Here is a 15,994-nt window from a genome sequence, read left to right as displayed (position 1 = left end):
CTTTTGCTCCATGAAATCCCTTCGACTCCCTATTGCTCTCCAGCAGGCCGTTATGCGCTCGCTACGCGAGAAATTGCAGCAGGCTAACCAGCGCCTGGCGCGCAGCTATCCGGAACCCAAACTGGTTTATCAACAGCGCGGCACGGCGGCAGGCACGGCGTGGCTGGAAAGCTGGGAAATCCGCCTCAATCCTGTGCTGCTGCTGGAGAATCAACAGGCTTTTATCAACGAGGTCGTGCCGCACGAGCTGGCTCACTTGCTGGTGTGGAAGCACTTTGGCCGCGTCGCGCCGCACGGTAAAGAGTGGAAATGGATGATGGAAAGCGTGCTGGAGGTGCCGGCTCGACGCACCCATCAGTTTGCCGTGGAATCAGTGCGCAGTCGCTCTTTCCCCTATCGCTGCGCCTGTCAGCAGCATCAGTTGACCGTGCGTCGCCATAATCGGGTGACGCGTGGCGAAAGCGAATATCGCTGCGTCCATTGCGGCGAACGGCTGCTGCCGGGCCTGTTTTTATCCGCTGAAAAATCTGCCTGACGTCAAAAAAAGCGCCAATAAGGCACGCGACGGTTTCCGGTTATCCGGCGCTTCTGCTACTCTCGCCGCTCCTTTGATTGACAGAAAACCGGAATATGTTACGCAAAATTATCGGCTGCTTTTCGCTGCTTCTCCCAGCCTTTTTCGCTCATGGGCTAAGCCCGGATAATTATCATCAAAACAATTTCAGCCAGGCGAAGGCCTACGCCGCGCAGATCAACGCCGATGCGCCAGGCTCTTTCTACTGCGGCTGCAAGATTAACTGGCAGGGCAAAAAGGGCGTGCCGGATCTTGCTTCCTGCGGCTACCAGGTGCGTAAAAACGCCAATCGCGCCAACCGCATTGAGTGGGAACACGTAGTGCCCGCCTGGACTTTTGGCCATCAGCGCCAGTGCTGGCAGGAAGGCGGCAGAAAGCAGTGCGCGAAGGACGCAGGCTATCGCCGCATTGAGTCCGACCTGCACAATCTGCAGCCCGCCATCGGCGAAGTGAACGGCGACCGCGGCAACTTTATGTACAGCCAGTGGAACGGCAGCGAGCGGCAGTATGGCCAGTGCGAAATGAAAATCGACTTTAAAAACAAACAGGCCGAACCGCCAGCCCGCGCGCGCGGCGCCATCGCCCGTACCTGGTTCTATATGCGCGACCAGTATCAGATCGCGATGTCGAAACAGCAGACGCAGCTGATGACGGTCTGGGACAAGCAGTATCCGGTTACCGCCTGGGAGTGTGAACGCGATAATCGCATCGCCAGGGTTCAGGGCAACCACAATCCTTATGTACAGCGCGCTTGCCAGCGGTAAAACCCCTGGCCTAAACTGGACGGCATGTTTTGGCCGCGCCCGCCGCGGCCCGTTACTTTTATCAGGATCCCCATGCGTATACCCCGCATTTATCATGCCGAGCCTCTGGTCGTCGGCAGCGAAATTCTCCTCGACGAAGAAGCGGCAAATCACGTAGGACGCGTGCTGCGCATGAGCGCCGGTCAGCGCCTGGAATTGTTCGATGGTACTAATCTGACATTTAGCGCCGAAATCGTGCAGGCGGATAAGAAAAATGTGCGCGTCGCGGTGCAGGAAAGTCGCGAAGATTGCCGTGAATCCCCGCTTTACCTGCATTTAGGCCAGGTAATGTCGCGCGGCGAGAAGATGGAGTTCACCATCCAGAAAGCGGTGGAACTGGGCGTAAACAGCATTACCCCCTTGTTTTCTGAGCGCTGTGGCGTAAAGCTTGATGCGCAGAGGCTGGCGAAAAAAATTCAGCAGTGGCAGAAAATCGCCATTGCCGCCTGCAAACAGTGCGGTCGTAATCGCGTGCCGGAAGTGCGCGAGGCGATGACGCTGGAGGCCTGGTGCGCCGAAGAAGATAACGCTCTGAAGCTTAACCTGCACCCCAGAGCCAGCCAGAGCATCAATACGCTGCCGCAGCCCGTCGAGCGGGTGCGCCTGCTGATCGGGCCGGAAGGCGGCCTGAGCGCGGATGAGATCGCCATGACGGCGCGCCACGACTTTACGGATATTCTTTTAGGGCCTCGCGTGCTGCGCACCGAGACCACAGCGCTGACCGCGATTACCGCCCTTCAGGTGCGGTTCGGCGATTTAGGCTGACAACAAGCGCTGACGAAAAACGGCAGGCAAGAAAGCTCAACTGGAGAGACTAATGATTAAGCTTGGCATTGTGATGGACCCGATTAGCGCCATCAACATTAAAAAAGACAGCAGCTTCGCGATGCTGCTGGAAGCACAGCGCCGCGGTTATGAAATTCACTATATGGAGATGAAAGATCTCTACCTGCGCGCTGGCGAAGCGCGCGCGGCGACCCGCCTGCTGAGCGTTGAGCAGAACTATGACAAATGGTATGAGTTCGGCAGCGAGCAGGATATCGCGCTGGCCGATCTGAACGTGGTGCTGATGCGTAAGGATCCACCGTTCGATACCGAATTTATCTACGCCACCTATATCCTTGAGCGTGCGGAAGAGAAAGGCACGCTGATCGTCAATAAGCCGCAGAGCCTGCGCGACTGCAACGAGAAGCTCTATACCGCCTGGTTCGCCGACCTGACGCCGGATACGCTGGTAACCCGCAGCGCGCAGCAGATCCGCGACTTCTGGCAGGAGCACGGCGATATCATTCTGAAACCGCTGGATGGCATGGGCGGCGCTTCCATTTTCCGCGTGAAGCAGGAAGATCCGAACCTGTCGGTGATTATCGAAACGCTGACCGAGCACGGCAGCTTCTACTGCATGGCGCAGAACTATCTGCCAGCGATTAAAGAAGGCGATAAGCGCGTGCTGGTTGTCGATGGCGAACCTGTGCCTTACTGCCTGGCGCGTATTCCAAAATCGGGCGAAACGCGCGGCAACCTGGCGGCCGGCGGTCGCGGCGAAGCTCGTCCGCTCTCGGAAAGCGACTGGGAAATCGCCCGCCGCGTCGGCCCTACGCTGAAGGAGAAAGGCCTGATTTTTGTCGGCCTGGATATCATTGGCGACAAGCTCACCGAAATCAACGTCACCAGCCCAACCTGCATACGTGAGATCGAAGCCGCATTCCCGATCTCAATTACTGGTATGCTTATGGATGCGATTGAAAAACGACTGGCCTGATAAAAAAAGGATTGACGGGCCTTCGTGCTAACCCTGTTAACGGCCCGCGCCTGCTGCGGGTCGTTAACCCGACTACAGAATCCTGATATGAATTTACAGCATCATTTTTTGATTGCCATGCCCACGCTGCTGGATCCTTTGTTTAAACGTTCGGTTGTCTATATTTGCGAACATAATGACGAAGGCGCCATGGGCATTATCGTTAATAAACCGATGGAAAATCTTACCGTCGACGGCATCCTTAAGAAGTTAAAAATTATGCCGACCCCGCGCGAACCCGAAACCAAACTCGACAAGCCGGTCTTTGCCGGCGGCCCGCTGGCCGAAGACCGCGGTTTTATTCTGCACTCCGCTCAGCATACCTATGCTTCCAGTATCCGGGTTTCCGACAACACGGTGATCACCACCTCGCGCGACGTGCTGGAGTCGCTTGGCACGCCGGAACAGCCGGAAAGCGTGCTGGTCGCCTTAGGCTACTGCGCCTGGGAAAAAGATCAGCTGGAAAACGAGCTATTGGAAAACGCCTGGCTGACCACGCCAGCCAACAGCAATATCCTGTTTAAAACGCCGATAGCGGACCGCTGGCGCGAAGCGGCGAAAAGCATCGGCGTCGATATCCATAATATCACCAGCGACGTTGGGCACGCCTGATGAGCCATCAGACTCTGCTGTCCTTCGACTTCGGCACCAAAAGCATCGGCGTGGCTATCGGTCAGCAGCTCACCGGCACCGCTCGCCCGCTGGCGGCGCTGAAAGCGCAGGACGGCACGCCCGACTGGAGCAAAATCGAAACGCTGCTGAAAGAGTGGCAGCCGGATTACGTGGTGGTCGGCCTGCCGCTGAATATGGACGGCAGCGAACAGCCGCTGACCGCCAGAGCGCGGAAGTTCGCTAATCGCCTGCATGGGCGTTTCGGCATCAAGGTCGAGCTGCACGACGAGCGCCTCAGCACGGTGGAAGCCAGGGCCGATCTCTTTTCACGCGGCGGCTTTCGCGCGCTGAACAAGGGCAGCGTCGACTCGCTGTCGGCGGTGATTATCCTCGAAAGCTGGTTTGAAAACGCCTGGAGCTAGTTAATCCGCGCATTGTTGGGCGGCTACTGTCCGCTGACTTTTTTCGTAACCTCTGCCTCTTTTCCCTGTCGCTTTGATAACCCGGACGCGTCGCACAGCCAGAGCGGCCAGGGGCGCGCCGCCTTCATGCCACCATTCCCGCTTTTTGCCGCGCCTGCAGGCTTTGGGCAAAAGTCTGCATCCCCAGCTGCGCGCCGGTTTGCAGCATTCCCGGCAGCTGATGAGTTTTGCCTTCGCGGATCAGGCTGGCGATAGCGGGCGTGTTGATCAGCACCTCAAACAGCGCCACCCTGCCCTTTGCCGCGCCCGGCACCAGCTTTTGCGCGATCACCGCTTTAAGGCTGCCTGCCAGCTGGCTGCGGATCAGGTTTTTCTCCGCGCCGGGAAAAACATCCACCAGCCTGTCGACCGCCTGAGCCGCACCGCGCGTATGCAGCGTGGCCAGCACCAGATGGCCGGTTTCCGCCGCCGTCAGCGCCAGCTGGATAGTTTCGCCGTCGCGCAGCTCGCCCAGCAGGATCACGTCAGGATCTTCCCGCAGCGCCGCCCGTAGCCCGGCGCTGAAAGAGGCGCAGTGCTGACCGATCTCCCGTTGCTGAATAAGCGAGCGCTCGCTCTGATGAATAAATTCCACCGGATCCTCCAGCGTCAGAATATGCCGGTTCTGCTGCTGATTGATGGCGCCGATCAGCGCGGCCAGCGTGGTCGATTTGCCGCTGCCGGTCGCGCCCGTCACCAGCAACAGGCCATCTTCAAGCTTCAGCAGCTCCTCCGCCACCGGCGGCAAACCAAGCTCCGCGAGAGCGGGACAACGGCTGGCGATAAATCGCAGCGCCAGCGATACGCCCTTTCGCTGTCGGAACAGGTTTGCCCGCAGCCGCGCGCCGTCGGCCAGCGTCAGCGCAAAGTCGAGCTGGCCCGCCTGCGCAAACTCGCGCTGTTGTCCGGCGTCCAGCCATCTTCGGCTGAGATGTTGCAGCAGCTCGTCGCTTACCGGCAGGTCGCCCGGCATCGCCTCTAACCTGCCCGCCCGTCGCCAGAACGGAGAATGACCACTACAGAGGTGCAGATCCCCGGCGTTATGCTTTACACTAAGCGCCACTAATTCCTCAATATCCATATTAACTCCCTGACTATGACCTCGATTCAGCACAACTTACAGCAAGTCCGCGAGCGAATCTCAGCGGCAGCCGCGCGATGCGGCCGCGCTCCAGAGGAAATTACGTTGCTTGCAGTCAGCAAAACAAAACCTGCGAGCGCGGTCGAAGAAGCGGCGGCGGCGGGCCAGCTCGCCTTCGGCGAAAACTACGTGCAGGAAGGCGTCGATAAGATCCAGACGCTGAACAATTCCGCGCTGGCGTGGCACTTTATCGGCCCGCTGCAATCCAACAAAAGCCGACTGGTGGCGGAGAACTTCGGCTGGTGCCATACCGTGGATCGCCTGAAAATCGCCGTGAGGCTGAACGAGCAGCGTCCGGCCGCTCTGCCGCCGCTAAACGTGCTGATCCAAATAAATATCAGTGACGAGCAGAGTAAATCTGGCATCATGCTGGCTGCGCTGCCGGATCTGGCGAAAGAGATAACGCAGCTGCCGCGCCTGACCCTGCGCGGCCTGATGGCGATCCCTGCGCCGGAAGCGGACTATCAGCGTCAGCTGGCGGTATGTCGCCAGATGGCGGCGGCTTTCGGCGAGCTGAAAAAAAATTACGCTTCGGTCGACACGCTCTCGCTGGGCATGAGCGACGATATGGAAGCGGCTATTGAGGCAGGTACGACCATGGTGCGTATTGGCACCGCCATATTTGGCGCACGCGATTACGGCGCCACTAACTAACCTTTGAGGGACTCCATGCTGACGTTGACTTTTCTGGTCTCGACGATAATTAATCTCTACGTGAAAGTGCTGCTGCTGCGCATCTGGATGCAGTGGGCAAGATGCGATTTCTACAATCCGTTCTCCCAGTTTATCGTGAAGATCACCCAGCCGGTGATCCGGCCGCTGCGCCGGGTTATTCCCTCTGTCGGGCCGCTGGATACCGCCTCTTTGCTGCTGGCCTACGTGCTGAGCGTGCTGCTGTACGCGGCGCTCTTCGCGCTACAGACCGGCATGGTTGTTTTCGATCCGGTATTCCTCTACCTCGGTCTCGTATCGCTGGTGAAAGCCGCTGGCGTGCTGGTGTTCTGGGTGATTATCATCCGCTCGCTGATGAGCTGGATCAGTCAGGGCCGCAACCCGGTGGATTACGTGCTGATCCAGCTGACCGAACCGCTGATGGCGCCGATACGTCGCCTTATCCCGGCGATGGGCGGCATTGATTTCTCGGCGATGGCCGTGATCCTGATTCTCTATATGCTGAACTATCTGGGAATGGACTTTATTCCTGGCTGGGCGCAGCTTTAATTTGTACGGCAGTTAATTTCTGGACCTGATATGCAAAAAGTAGTGCTCGCCACCGGCAACGCCGGAAAAGTTCGTGAACTGGCCGATAAGCTGGCCGCCTTTGGCCTGGATATCGTGGCGCAGAGCGAATACGGCGTGGAGTCGGCTGAAGAGACCGGCCTGACCTTTATCGAGAACGCCATCCTGAAAGCGCGCCACGCGGCGGCGATTACCGGCTTACCGGCGATTGCCGATGATTCCGGGCTGGCGGTCGACGCGCTGCAAGGCGCGCCGGGCATCTATTCCGCGCGCTACGCCGGCGCGGACGCCAGCGATAGCCAGAATACCGACAAGCTGCTCGCCGCGCTGGCGGACGTGCCTGACGGCCAGCGCCAGGCGCAATTTCACTGCGTGCTGGTCTATTTGCGCCACGCGGAGGATCCGACGCCGCTGGTGTTTCACGGCAGCTGGCAGGGCGAAATCGCCCGCGCGGTCAGCGGCGAAGGCGGCTTCGGCTACGATCCGGTGTTCTATGTGCCGGCGCTGGGGAAAACCGCGGCGGAGCTGAGCAAAGAAGAGAAGCGCGCGGTTTCCCATCGCGGCAAGGCACTGGCGCTGCTGCTGGAAGCGATGCGTAATGCATAATCTGCCGCCGCTCAGCCTCTATATCCATATTCCGTGGTGCGTGCAGAAATGTCCCTACTGTGATTTCAACTCGCACGCGCTGAAGGGCGAAGTGCCGCACGAGGAGTACGTGCGCCATCTGCTGGCGGATCTGGATGCCGATCTGCCGCTGGCGGCCGGTCGCGAAGTCGGCACTATCTTTATCGGCGGCGGCACGCCAAGCCTGTTAAGCAGCGAAGCGATGCAGATGCTGATGGACGGCGTGCGGGCGCGGCTGCCGCTGTCGCCAACGGCGGAAATCACTATGGAGGCGAATCCGGGCACCGTCGAAGCCGCTCGCTTCAGCGGCTATCAGCGGGCCGGGATTAACCGCATCTCAATCGGCGTGCAAAGTTTCAGCCAGCAGAAGCTGACGCGTCTGGGGCGCATTCACGGCCCGGAAGAGGCGAAACGCGCGGCACGGCTGGCTCAGGGTCTTGGCCTGCGCAGCTTTAACCTGGATTTGATGCACGGCCTGCCCGATCAGTCATTGGCGGAGGCGCTGGACGATCTGCGCCAGGCTATCGAGCTGGATCCGCCGCATCTTTCCTGGTATCAGCTGACCATCGAGCCCAACACGCTGTTTGCTTCAAGGCCGCCGACGCTGCCGGACGACGACGCGCTGTGGGATATCTTTGAGCAGGGCCACCAGCTGCTGACGGCGGCAGGTTACGAGCAGTATGAAACCTCCGCCTACGCCAAACCGGGCTACCGCTGCGAGCATAACCTGAACTACTGGCGTTTCGGCGACTATCTGGGGATTGGCTGCGGCGCGCACGGCAAGCTGACGCAGGCGGATGGACGCATCATCCGCACCACTAAAACTCGCCACCCGCGCGGTTTTATGAGCGGTAGCTATCTGGATCGCCAGCATGAGGTAGCGGACAAAGAGAAGCCGTTTGAGTTCTTTATGAACCGCTTCCGGCTACTGGAAGCCGCGCCGCGTGAGGAGTTCGCTCGCTTTACCGGACTGGATGAAAGCGCCATCCGTCCGCAAATTGACGAGGCGTTAGCGCAAGGCTATCTGACGGAAACGCCTGCCAGCTGGCAGGTCACGCATAAGGGCAAGCTGTTTCTGAATTCGCTGCTGGAGCTTTTTCTGGCGGACGACTAAAACCGCTGGCTGCTGTCGCGGCAGCCAGCTTTCTCCATGCTACTGCAGTTCGGCCAGCAGCGCCTTACGCTGTCCTTCCAGGCTGGTCACGCGGTTACAGACTTCATGACCGAAGTTCTGGAAATCCGCTTCCTGCTTGCTCCACTCCGCCTGCACGGCCTGCTGCAGCCCGCCCAGATTGCCCATCACCGCCTGCAGCGGATTGTCGCTGTTTACCTTGCTGCCCATCTCGTTCAGGCTGTCCTGAATCACACCGCCCATCGCGCTTTGTACGATCTTCTCGCCGTCCTGTCGTACCTGTTCAATGGCCTGATGATGAAAAGTCAGTCCGTCGCTGCGGTGTTCGATAATGCGGTTCATCTGCTGTTTCAGCTGCTCGTCCAGCTTCGTCAGGCGGCCGCGAACTTTGCTGTCGGCGCCAAGCTTGTTGACGATAACGCCATCCAGCGCCACGCGGCTTTTCTCCAGACGCTGGCGCGCGCCCTGGTCGACCCAGGGCAGATCCCGACGCAGCGCGGCCTGGTAGTCGATGGCTTTCTGCCGGGCAGCGTTATCGACCGTGACGGCCTGGCCGTTGCGCTGCACTTCACCCGTCGGCGTAATGGTCAGATTGCCGCTGGCTCCCACCACCTTCACGTTCTGCCCGGAGATAACGATATCGTCCTGAGGGTTTACGCTGCATTGATAATCGGCCTGCGCCTGTCCCGCCGCCAGTAACAGCGCGGCCATTGCGATCGCTTTACGCATTTGCTCTTCTCCTGATAAACAAAAGGCCACGCATGCGTGGCCCCGACGGACGTGCCGACCGTGCGGCAGTCAGAGGATTAGTCCCACCAGACGTCGAAAAGTTCGGTCACCTGGATATTATTCAGCTGACGATCTTCCAGCCACTTGCGCACCAGCTCGCGATGCTCATCGGTGCATTTGCCGATTTTCTGCAGGCAGATTAGCCCTTCCCACTGCAGGAAGCCGCTACCGTCAAACGCCAGGCCGTTGGGATCGATCGCTTCGTTAATAAAAGCGTCCAGAGTGGTATCGATGGTGTCGCCGCTGGTGCCTTCCGGAAAGCTGAACGCCACGGAAAACCCTAACTCCTGAAACTCGTCGATATGCATTTTTTTACGCAAGCGACGACTGCGCTGAGTAGCCATTATTTAATCCTCTCAAACATCAAATCCCATACACCGTGGCCAAGACGCTGGCCGCGCTGTTCGAATTTCGTTAACGGCCGCGAATCGGGACGCGGCACATAGTCGTTGGTCGCCGACTGATTTCTGTAGCCTGCGATACTGCTCATGACTTCCAGCATATGTTCCGCATAGGCTTCCCAGTCGGTGGCCATATGAAACACGCCGCCAAGCTTCAGCTTGCGCAGCACCAGCTCGGCAAAAGGCGTCTGCACGATGCGGCGCTTGTTGTGGCGCGCTTTATGCCAGGGATCCGGGAAAAAGAGCTGCACCATGCGCAGCGAATTATCCGGGATCATTTTATCCAGCACGTCCACCGCATCGTGACACATCACGCGCAGATTCTCTACGCCCGCCTCGTCGGCCGCGCTCAGGCAGGCGCCGACGCCCGGCGAATGGACTTCGATGCCCAGAAAGTTTTGCTGCGGATTGGCCGCCGCCATCGCCACCAGCGAGGCGCCCATGCCAAAGCCGATTTCCAGCACCACCGGCGCTTCGCGGCCGAAAAGTTCCGCCAGGTCAACGGGTTCCGGCTGATACTCCACACCTTTTACAGGCCAGAAGTGGTCCAGCGCGTGCTGCTGGCCTTTGGTCAGGCGACCCTGACGGCGAACGAAGCTGCGAATACGGCGCAGCGGGCGGCCGTTTTCGTCAAACTCCGGTGTAATCACATCATTCTTCATGTTTCTGCCTGCTGGTCTGCAATCTCTGGAAAACGGGCATTATGCAAAGTTACAGCGGTTAAGCAAGCCCCGGAAACTTCCGGTTTACAGCATAACGGGTCTGTGCTGGAATCCCAGCCTGATTTTTAATTTACCCGGGAAACCTCGCAAAGATGATGCAAGCGCCGCAGTTCTCACGGCAGGTACTGGACTGGTATCAGCGCTTTGGCCGCAAAACCCTGCCCTGGCAGCAGGAGAAAACGCCTTATAAAGTCTGGCTCTCCGAAGTGATGCTGCAACAGACGCAGGTCGCTACCGTGATCCCCTATTTCAATCGTTTTATGGCGCGCTTTCCCACCGTTGGCGATCTGGCTGCGGCAAAGCTGGACGAGGTGCTGCATCTGTGGACCGGACTTGGCTACTACGCCCGCGCCCGCAATCTGCATAAGGCGGCGGTGCGGGTGGTGGAAAAACATGGCGGGAAATTCCCGGAGACCTTTGAAGAAGTCGCCGCTTTGCCAGGCGTCGGCCGCTCAACGGCGGGCGCTATCCTTTCTTTATCGTTGGGTCAGCACTTCCCGATTCTGGACGGCAACGTCAAGCGAGTGCTGGCACGTTGCTACGCCGTTAAGGGCTGGCCGGGTAAGAAAGAGGTGGAAAAGCGTCTGTGGCAGATCAGCGAAGAAGTTACGCCTGCTGAAGGCGTCAGCCAGTTTAACCAGGCGATGATGGATCTGGGCGCGATGGTCTGCACCCGTTCCAAACCCAAATGCGAGATCTGTCCGCTCAATCAGGGCTGTATCGCTTACGCACAGGGCGATCAGACCAGCTATCCCGGCAAAAAGCCGAAGCAGACGCTGCCGGAGCGCACCGGTTATCTGCTGATGATGCAGCGGGACGATAAGGTTTGGCTGGAGCAGCGGCCGCCGGTCGGCCTGTGGGGCGGTCTGTTCTGCTTCCCCCAGTTCGCCAGTGAAGAGGAGCTGCGTGAGTGGCTGCGCCTTCGCCATATCGACAGCGCGTCGCTGAGCCAGACTATCGCTTTTCGCCACACCTTCAGCCATTTCCACCTGGATATCGTGCCAATGTGGCTGAAACTGCCTGCCGCAGGCGCAGTCATGGATGAAGCCGCGGGTCTCTGGTATAACTTAGCGCAGCCGCCGTCCGTGGGACTGGCTGCGCCGGTGGAACGCCTGCTGGCACAGCTGCGTCACCCGCAGGGCATTTGCGCAACAGAAGAGGAAGAGTAATGAGCAGAACCATTTTTTGTACGTTCCTGCAGCGCGACGCTGAAGGACAGGATTTTCAGCTCTATCCGGGCGAACTGGGCAAGCGCATCTACAATGAGATCTCCAAAGAGGCCTGGTCGCAGTGGATGAGCAAGCAGACCATGCTGATCAACGAGAAGAAGCTGAGCATGATGAATCCGGAAGATCGCAAACAGCTTGAACAGGAGATGGTGAAGTTCCTGTTTGAAGGACAGGATGTCCATATTGAAGGTTATACCCCGCCAGCAGAATAAACATTGGGCCTCGCTATGGAGGCCCCCTCAATATTGGGCGTAGCACGACATAATGAAGAAACTGATAGGCTTGCTGGTTATCGCGCCGTTGTTGATCTCCTGTTCCAGCAATAAGAAGCCGGTTTTCCACGAAGAATGGGTCAAGGACACCAACGGATTCGACATTCTGATGGGGCAGTTTGCCCATAACATCGAAAATATTTGGGGCATTAACGAGGTACTGATCGCCGGCCCTAAAGACTATGTAAAATATAGCGATCAGTATTACACGCGCAGTCATATCAACTTTGACGCCGGTAGCATCACTATTGAAACCATCGCCGGCACCGATCCGATAGCCAGCCTGCGTCAGGCGATCATCACCACGCTGCTGATCGGCGAAGATCCGGGCAATGTCGATCTCTATTCCGACGCTAACGATATTCAGCTGGGCCAGGAGCCGCTGCTCTACGGCCAGGTGCTGGATAACACCGGTCAGCCGATTCGCTGGCAGGGACGCGCCGCCAGCTTCGCCGACTACCTGATTCAGAATAAGCTGCAGCGCCGCAACGCCGGTCTGCATATTATCTGGTCGGTCACCATTCCGATGGTGCCTAACCATCTGGATAAGCGTGCGCATAAATATTTGCCGATAGTACGCAAGGCGGCAGAAAAATATGGCGTGGATCAGTCGCTGATCCTGGCGATCATGCAGATTGAGTCGAGCTTTAACCCCTACGCGGTCAGCCATGCCGACGCGCTGGGCCTGATGCAGGTCGTCCAGCACACCGCCGGTGTGGATGTGTTCCGTATGAAAGGGAAATGGGGCAAGCCGAGCCGCAGCTATCTGCTCGATCCGGAAAACAATATCGACGCGGGAACCGCCTATCTTTCGCTGCTGCAGGACAGCTACCTTTCCGGCATCGCCAACCCGGTTTCACGCCGCTACGCGGTGATCACCGCCTATAACGGCGGCGCGGGCAGCGTGCTGCGGGTTTTCTCCAGCGACAAGAACCGGGCGTTCAGCGCCATCAACAGCCTGTCGCCTGCCGAGGTCTACCAGACGTTGACCACCAGCCATCCTTCCGCCGAGTCGCGCCGCTATCTCTACAAGGTGAACAGCGCGCAGAAGAGCTACCACCGCTATTAAGGCAGAAAAAAGGCGGATTCACTCTCCGCCTTTTTCTTCCGCTCGCGCGCTTAGCGGCTGATATTTTTAAACTGCTTAGTGGTTTCGGTCAGCGCGGTTTCGGTCGGCAAACGCTCCATCGAGCTGGCGCCGTAGAAGCCGTCGCACTGCGGACAGTTTGCCAGAATATAGCTCGCGTCCTGCGGCGTGGCGATCGGGCCGCCGTGGCACAGTACGATCACGTCCTGACGCACTTTTTTCGCGGCCTGCGCCCACTCGTTGATTAAGGGGACGCAGTCCGCCAGCTTAAACGCCGTTTCCGCGCCGATATTGCCGCCGGTAGTCAGGCCCATATGCGCTACGATCACGTCCGCGCCCGCCTGGGTCATCGCTACGGCGTTTTCCGCGCTAAAGACATAAGGCGTGGTCAGCATCTCTTTCTGCGCGGCAAGTCGGATCATCTCCACTTCCAGTTCGTAGCCCATGCCGGTTTCTTCCAGATTGGCGCGGAAGTTGCCGTCGATCAGCCCAACCGTAGGGAAGTTCTGCACGCCCGAAAAGCCCATGGCCTTGAGATCGTCGAGAAACTTATCGAAATGACAGAAAGGATCGGTGCCGTTGACGCCCGCCAGCACGGGCGTGTTTTTCACCACCGGCAGCACTTCTTTTGCCATATCCACCACGATCTCGTTGGCGTTGCCATAGGCCAGCAGCCCGGCCAGCGAGCCGCGTCCCGCCATACGATAGCGGCCTGAGTTGTAGATAACGATCAGATCGATGCCGCCAGCCTCTTCGCATTTAGCGGAAAGTCCCGTACCGGCGCCGCCGCCGATAATCGGCTCGCCTCGCGCAATCATGGCGTTGAATTTAGTTAATATCTCCTGACGGGTGAAAGCCATTTTAATATCCCCCATTGGCCAGCTGACGGAACTCGTTGACCGCGGCGCGGGCAAACTGAGGATCGTTGATATTAAACGGCAGGCGGCGAATAACGCGGCGGCTGGTCTGCTGCAGATTCGCTTCCAGCGTGCTGGTAAAGGCTTCGCGGGCTTCCGGCGACCAGAAGGCCTGGCCTGGCGCGTCCAGCGCGGAGAAGCCGCCGTCCGGGATCAGGAAGGTGATATAGCCTTCGCAGCGATTCAGCTTTTCCGCTATCCACTTCGCCATCGCCACGTTTTCTTCCGGCGTGGTGCGCATCAGCGTGACCTGCGCATTATGGTGGTAGAAAAGCCGATCGGCATATTTTGCCGGCACCGTTGAAGGATGGCCGAAATTGACCATATCCAGCGCGCCGCAGGAGATTACGCAGGGAATGCCGCTGTTGGCCACGGCGTCAAAGCGCGTTTCATCACAGGCCAGTACGCCGCCGAACAGATAGTCGCAGACTTCGGTGGTGGTTAAATCGAGCAGCCCGCTCAGCATACCGCTGTCGACCAGCTTCTCCATCGCCCTGCCGCCGCTGCCGGTGGCGTGAAACACCAGGCAGTCGTAACGCTCTTCCAGCATGGCGCTGACCGTCTGAATACAGGGCGTGGTGACGCCAAACATGGTCAGACCCAGCGCGGGCTTGTCGTTATGGTCTTCCGTAACAGGAAAGAGTACCGCGCCCGCCATCTGGTGCGCCGCATTGCCTAATACCCGGCGCGAAATGCGGTTGAGGCCCGAAACATCGGTGACCGAGTAGATCATGCTGATATCGCTGGCGCCTACGTAGCCGGAGATGTCGCCGGAAGCCATCGTCGACACCATCACTTTCGGCACGCCGATCGGCAACGCCTGCATCGCCGGCGTAATCAACGCCGTACCACAGGAGCCGCCCAACCCGATCACGCCAAGCAGATCCCGACGTTGGCTAAGGAATATCTTAAATGCCAGCGCCATGGCATCGATGGCCCTGCCGCGATCGCCGCAGAACACCGCTTCACGCCCTTGCGGATGGAAATCGGCTATCAGCGCCGGCGGGAAATCGGCCTCGGAAGGCGTGTTAACTGATTGAGTTGACAGGTCAACTGTTACCACTTCAGCGCCGGCTCTTTGCAGGCAGTCGCTGACGTAAAACAGTTCCCTTCCTTTAGTATCTGCCGTTGCGACGGCGTAAATATAGCCACTATGATTAGTCATGGTCGTAACAACACCCTGTTATTAGACAGAATAAAGACTTGATAAAAAAGCAATAAAACAGTAAATAAAGACTGAGAGTTTTAACTTTCAGTCTGATGAGATAACAGTATCACTATCATCAATGATAAATCAATTGAATGGAATAGGTGTCTCACACGGATGTTGGCTATGCTTAATAACGAAACCTGTCCTGTAGACGCCGGCGCTCCTGACCGCTGCCGTCTTCAATCGCTTGAATATCAGGCAGATTTAACAAAATAGAGGTTAATGTGGAGCAAAGGGATTCCGCTGGGGTTGTAAAGCTGACCGCCACACGCGCAAGAACTCGTCGTTTACTGATTGAAACCGCCATGCGGCTTTTTGACAGCGGCGCGTTTCCATCCATCACCGAAGTCGCACAGGAAGCTCAGCTTTCTCGCGCAACGGCCTACCGCTATTTTCCCACGCAAAGCGCGCTGGTTTCCGCCATCGTGACGGAGACGCTCAGCCCGATCAAAAGCTGGCGCCCTACCCGCGAAGAAGCCAGCGATCGTATTGAAGAGCTGCTGACGTTCGCTTTTCCACGCATGTTGGAACATGAGGGAACGCTGCGGGCGGCGCTGCATCTTTCGCTGACGCAATGGGCGCAGTCACGCGCCAACGATAAAGCGGATAAAGAGAAGCTGGTGAGGGGAAATCGTAAAGCGCTGTTGCAGCACGTGCTGGAGCCGTTGAATGACGAGCTGCCGCCGGAGATCGTCGAGCGGGTGATCAAATCCCTGTCGCTGGTTTACGGCTCGGAGATATTTCTGGTTATGAAGGATATCTGGGGCTGTGACAACGACCAGCTACAGGATATCGGCAAGTGGATCGCCAAAGCGATTATGCGCCAGGCGCGGGAAGACGCCGCGCTGCAGGTTAACTGAGCAAAGATGGCGCGGCTGTAAAAATGGGACGGTCTTTCCGCCCCATTGTTTTCGCTTATCCCTACTAAAGACGCCGGTACTTCATACGCAATCCCGGCGCGAAGACCGGGAGATCGGCCG

The 15,994-nt window shown here is 58.2% G+C and carries 20 protein-coding genes; 14 read left to right on the top strand and 6 right to left on the bottom strand.

Annotation, left to right across the window (positions count from 1 at the left end; all coding sequences use genetic code 11):
- The first annotated feature begins 10 nt into the window (after positions 1 to 10).
- The 6 genes from MKZ79_RS10320 (at position 11) to ruvX (ending at position 4,212) form a co-directional block, all read left to right on the top strand.
- Positions 11 to 535: a SprT family zinc-dependent metalloprotease gene (locus MKZ79_RS10320; protein ID WP_336141779.1), complete on the top strand. Its 525-nt coding sequence runs from the start codon at positions 11 to 13 to the stop codon at positions 533 to 535.
- Positions 536 to 630: 95 nt separating this feature from the next.
- Entirely contained in the window at positions 631 to 1,338 is a 708-nt protein-coding gene (gene endA, locus MKZ79_RS10315; protein WP_336141777.1) for a deoxyribonuclease I, read from the top strand.
- Positions 1,339 to 1,410: 72 nt separating this feature from the next.
- On the top strand, positions 1,411 to 2,142 hold the full coding sequence (gene rsmE, locus MKZ79_RS10310; RefSeq protein WP_336141776.1) for a 16S rRNA (uracil(1498)-N(3))-methyltransferase: 732 nt from the start codon (positions 1,411 to 1,413) through the stop codon (positions 2,140 to 2,142).
- A 52-nt stretch (positions 2,143 to 2,194) separates the two neighbouring features.
- The gene (gshB, locus tag MKZ79_RS10305) at positions 2,195 to 3,139 is read left to right on the top strand and encodes a glutathione synthase (RefSeq protein WP_336141773.1); all 945 of its coding nucleotides are present in this window, start codon (positions 2,195 to 2,197) and stop codon (positions 3,137 to 3,139) included.
- Positions 3,140 to 3,226: 87 nt separating this feature from the next.
- Complete coding sequence (locus tag MKZ79_RS10300) at positions 3,227 to 3,790, top strand: YqgE/AlgH family protein (RefSeq protein WP_336141771.1); 564 nt, start codon at positions 3,227 to 3,229, stop codon at positions 3,788 to 3,790.
- Entirely contained in the window at positions 3,790 to 4,212 is a 423-nt protein-coding gene (gene ruvX / locus MKZ79_RS10295; protein ID WP_336141769.1) for a Holliday junction resolvase RuvX, read from the top strand. Before MKZ79_RS10300 ends, ruvX begins: the two co-directional genes overlap by 1 nt.
- A gap of 124 nt (positions 4,213 to 4,336) precedes the next feature.
- Here the strand turns inward: ruvX and MKZ79_RS10290 are convergent, their stop codons facing one another.
- A complete protein-coding gene (locus MKZ79_RS10290) occupies positions 4,337 to 5,332 on the bottom strand; it encodes a type IV pilus twitching motility protein PilT (RefSeq protein WP_336141768.1) in 996 nt (331 codons plus the stop codon).
- A 15-nt stretch (positions 5,333 to 5,347) separates the two neighbouring features.
- Between MKZ79_RS10290 and MKZ79_RS10285 the strand changes: the two genes are divergently transcribed.
- Genes MKZ79_RS10285 through hemW form a run of 4 tightly spaced genes read left to right on the top strand, consistent with a single transcriptional unit; the run spans position 5,348 to position 8,369 of the window.
- Positions 5,348 to 6,046, top strand: coding sequence for a YggS family pyridoxal phosphate-dependent enzyme (locus MKZ79_RS10285; RefSeq protein ID WP_336141764.1), 699 nt, complete (start codon positions 5,348 to 5,350; stop codon positions 6,044 to 6,046).
- A 15-nt stretch (positions 6,047 to 6,061) separates the two neighbouring features.
- Entirely contained in the window at positions 6,062 to 6,613 is a 552-nt protein-coding gene (locus tag MKZ79_RS10280; protein ID WP_336141756.1) for a YggT family protein, read from the top strand.
- Positions 6,614 to 6,643: 30 nt separating this feature from the next.
- The gene (locus MKZ79_RS10275) at positions 6,644 to 7,237 is read left to right on the top strand and encodes an XTP/dITP diphosphatase (RefSeq protein ID WP_336141754.1); all 594 of its coding nucleotides are present in this window, start codon (positions 6,644 to 6,646) and stop codon (positions 7,235 to 7,237) included.
- A complete protein-coding gene (gene hemW, locus MKZ79_RS10270; RefSeq protein ID WP_336141752.1) occupies positions 7,230 to 8,369 on the top strand; it encodes a radical SAM family heme chaperone HemW in 1,140 nt (379 codons plus the stop codon). The genes MKZ79_RS10275 and hemW overlap by 8 nt, the downstream gene beginning before the upstream one ends.
- A 39-nt stretch (positions 8,370 to 8,408) precedes the next feature.
- On the opposite strand, the gene MKZ79_RS10265 is transcribed toward hemW, so the two are convergent.
- The 3 genes from MKZ79_RS10265 to trmB form a co-directional block, all read right to left on the bottom strand.
- The gene (locus MKZ79_RS10265; protein ID WP_336141750.1) at positions 8,409 to 9,116 is read right to left on the bottom strand and encodes a DUF2884 domain-containing protein; all 708 of its coding nucleotides are present in this window, start codon (positions 9,114 to 9,116) and stop codon (positions 8,409 to 8,411) included.
- A 77-nt stretch (positions 9,117 to 9,193) separates the two neighbouring features.
- Positions 9,194 to 9,520: a YggL family protein gene (locus MKZ79_RS10260; RefSeq protein ID WP_336141748.1), complete on the bottom strand. Its 327-nt coding sequence runs from the start codon at positions 9,518 to 9,520 to the stop codon at positions 9,194 to 9,196.
- The gene (gene trmB / locus MKZ79_RS10255; RefSeq protein ID WP_336141746.1) at positions 9,520 to 10,239 is read right to left on the bottom strand and encodes a tRNA (guanosine(46)-N7)-methyltransferase TrmB; all 720 of its coding nucleotides are present in this window, start codon (positions 10,237 to 10,239) and stop codon (positions 9,520 to 9,522) included. The genes MKZ79_RS10260 and trmB overlap by 1 nt, the downstream gene beginning before the upstream one ends.
- Positions 10,240 to 10,391: 152 nt before the next feature.
- On the opposite strand from trmB, the gene mutY reads away from it, so the two are divergent.
- Genes mutY through mltC form a run of 3 tightly spaced genes read left to right on the top strand, consistent with a single transcriptional unit; the run spans position 10,392 to position 12,869 of the window.
- Complete coding sequence (mutY, locus tag MKZ79_RS10250; RefSeq protein WP_336141745.1) at positions 10,392 to 11,468, top strand: A/G-specific adenine glycosylase; 1,077 nt, start codon at positions 10,392 to 10,394, stop codon at positions 11,466 to 11,468.
- A complete protein-coding gene (locus tag MKZ79_RS10245) occupies positions 11,468 to 11,740 on the top strand; it encodes an oxidative damage protection protein (RefSeq protein WP_336141743.1) in 273 nt (90 codons plus the stop codon). The genes mutY and MKZ79_RS10245 overlap by 1 nt, the downstream gene beginning before the upstream one ends.
- Before the next feature lie 52 nt (positions 11,741 to 11,792).
- On the top strand, positions 11,793 to 12,869 hold the full coding sequence (mltC, locus tag MKZ79_RS10240; protein ID WP_336141741.1) for a membrane-bound lytic murein transglycosylase MltC: 1,077 nt from the start codon (positions 11,793 to 11,795) through the stop codon (positions 12,867 to 12,869).
- A gap of 50 nt (positions 12,870 to 12,919) precedes the next feature.
- Here mltC and MKZ79_RS10235 read toward each other — a convergent pair whose 3' ends face one another.
- Positions 12,920 to 13,747 carry a phosphoenolpyruvate hydrolase family protein gene (locus MKZ79_RS10235; RefSeq protein ID WP_336141740.1) on the bottom strand — a complete coding sequence of 276 codons (828 nt, stop codon included), beginning with the start codon at positions 13,745 to 13,747 and terminating at the stop codon, positions 12,920 to 12,922.
- Position 13,748: 1 nt separating this feature from the next.
- Positions 13,749 to 14,969 carry a Tm-1-like ATP-binding domain-containing protein gene (locus tag MKZ79_RS10230; RefSeq protein ID WP_336141737.1) on the bottom strand — a complete coding sequence of 407 codons (1,221 nt, stop codon included), beginning with the start codon at positions 14,967 to 14,969 and terminating at the stop codon, positions 13,749 to 13,751.
- 269 nt (positions 14,970 to 15,238) lie between these two features.
- Here MKZ79_RS10230 and MKZ79_RS10225 point away from each other — a divergent pair, with 269 nt between their 5' ends.
- Positions 15,239 to 15,874, top strand: a complete 636-nt coding sequence (locus MKZ79_RS10225) for a TetR/AcrR family transcriptional regulator (protein ID WP_336141736.1) — start codon at positions 15,239 to 15,241, stop codon at positions 15,872 to 15,874.
- Positions 15,875 to 15,994: the final 120 nt, after the last annotated feature.

Source organism: Erwinia sp. CGal63, assembly GCF_037026505.1.
Lineage (GTDB): Bacteria > Pseudomonadota > Gammaproteobacteria > Enterobacterales > Enterobacteriaceae > Erwinia.
This window is presented reverse-complemented; position numbering and strand designations above follow the sequence as displayed.

Coding starts and splice junctions, on each gene's coding strand:
- MKZ79_RS10320 (WP_336141779.1), top strand. CDS start 11: ATGAAATCCCTTCGACTCCCTATTGCTCTCCAGCAGGCCGTTATGCGC.
- endA (WP_336141777.1), top strand. CDS start 631: ATGTTACGCAAAATTATCGGCTGCTTTTCGCTGCTTCTCCCAGCCTTT.
- rsmE (WP_336141776.1), top strand. CDS start 1,411: ATGCGTATACCCCGCATTTATCATGCCGAGCCTCTGGTCGTCGGCAGC.
- gshB (WP_336141773.1), top strand. CDS start 2,195: ATGATTAAGCTTGGCATTGTGATGGACCCGATTAGCGCCATCAACATT.
- MKZ79_RS10300 (WP_336141771.1), top strand. CDS start 3,227: ATGAATTTACAGCATCATTTTTTGATTGCCATGCCCACGCTGCTGGAT.
- ruvX (WP_336141769.1), top strand. CDS start 3,790: ATGAGCCATCAGACTCTGCTGTCCTTCGACTTCGGCACCAAAAGCATC.
- MKZ79_RS10290 (WP_336141768.1), bottom strand. CDS start 5,332: ATGGATATTGAGGAATTAGTGGCGCTTAGTGTAAAGCATAACGCCGGG.
- MKZ79_RS10285 (WP_336141764.1), top strand. CDS start 5,348: ATGACCTCGATTCAGCACAACTTACAGCAAGTCCGCGAGCGAATCTCA.
- MKZ79_RS10280 (WP_336141756.1), top strand. CDS start 6,062: ATGCTGACGTTGACTTTTCTGGTCTCGACGATAATTAATCTCTACGTG.
- MKZ79_RS10275 (WP_336141754.1), top strand. CDS start 6,644: ATGCAAAAAGTAGTGCTCGCCACCGGCAACGCCGGAAAAGTTCGTGAA.
- hemW (WP_336141752.1), top strand. CDS start 7,230: ATGCATAATCTGCCGCCGCTCAGCCTCTATATCCATATTCCGTGGTGC.
- MKZ79_RS10265 (WP_336141750.1), bottom strand. CDS start 9,116: ATGCGTAAAGCGATCGCAATGGCCGCGCTGTTACTGGCGGCGGGACAG.
- MKZ79_RS10260 (WP_336141748.1), bottom strand. CDS start 9,520: ATGGCTACTCAGCGCAGTCGTCGCTTGCGTAAAAAAATGCATATCGAC.
- trmB (WP_336141746.1), bottom strand. CDS start 10,239: ATGAAGAATGATGTGATTACACCGGAGTTTGACGAAAACGGCCGCCCG.
- mutY (WP_336141745.1), top strand. CDS start 10,392: ATGATGCAAGCGCCGCAGTTCTCACGGCAGGTACTGGACTGGTATCAG.
- MKZ79_RS10245 (WP_336141743.1), top strand. CDS start 11,468: ATGAGCAGAACCATTTTTTGTACGTTCCTGCAGCGCGACGCTGAAGGA.
- mltC (WP_336141741.1), top strand. CDS start 11,793: ATGAAGAAACTGATAGGCTTGCTGGTTATCGCGCCGTTGTTGATCTCC.
- MKZ79_RS10235 (WP_336141740.1), bottom strand. CDS start 13,747: ATGGCTTTCACCCGTCAGGAGATATTAACTAAATTCAACGCCATGATT.
- MKZ79_RS10230 (WP_336141737.1), bottom strand. CDS start 14,969: ATGACTAATCATAGTGGCTATATTTACGCCGTCGCAACGGCAGATACT.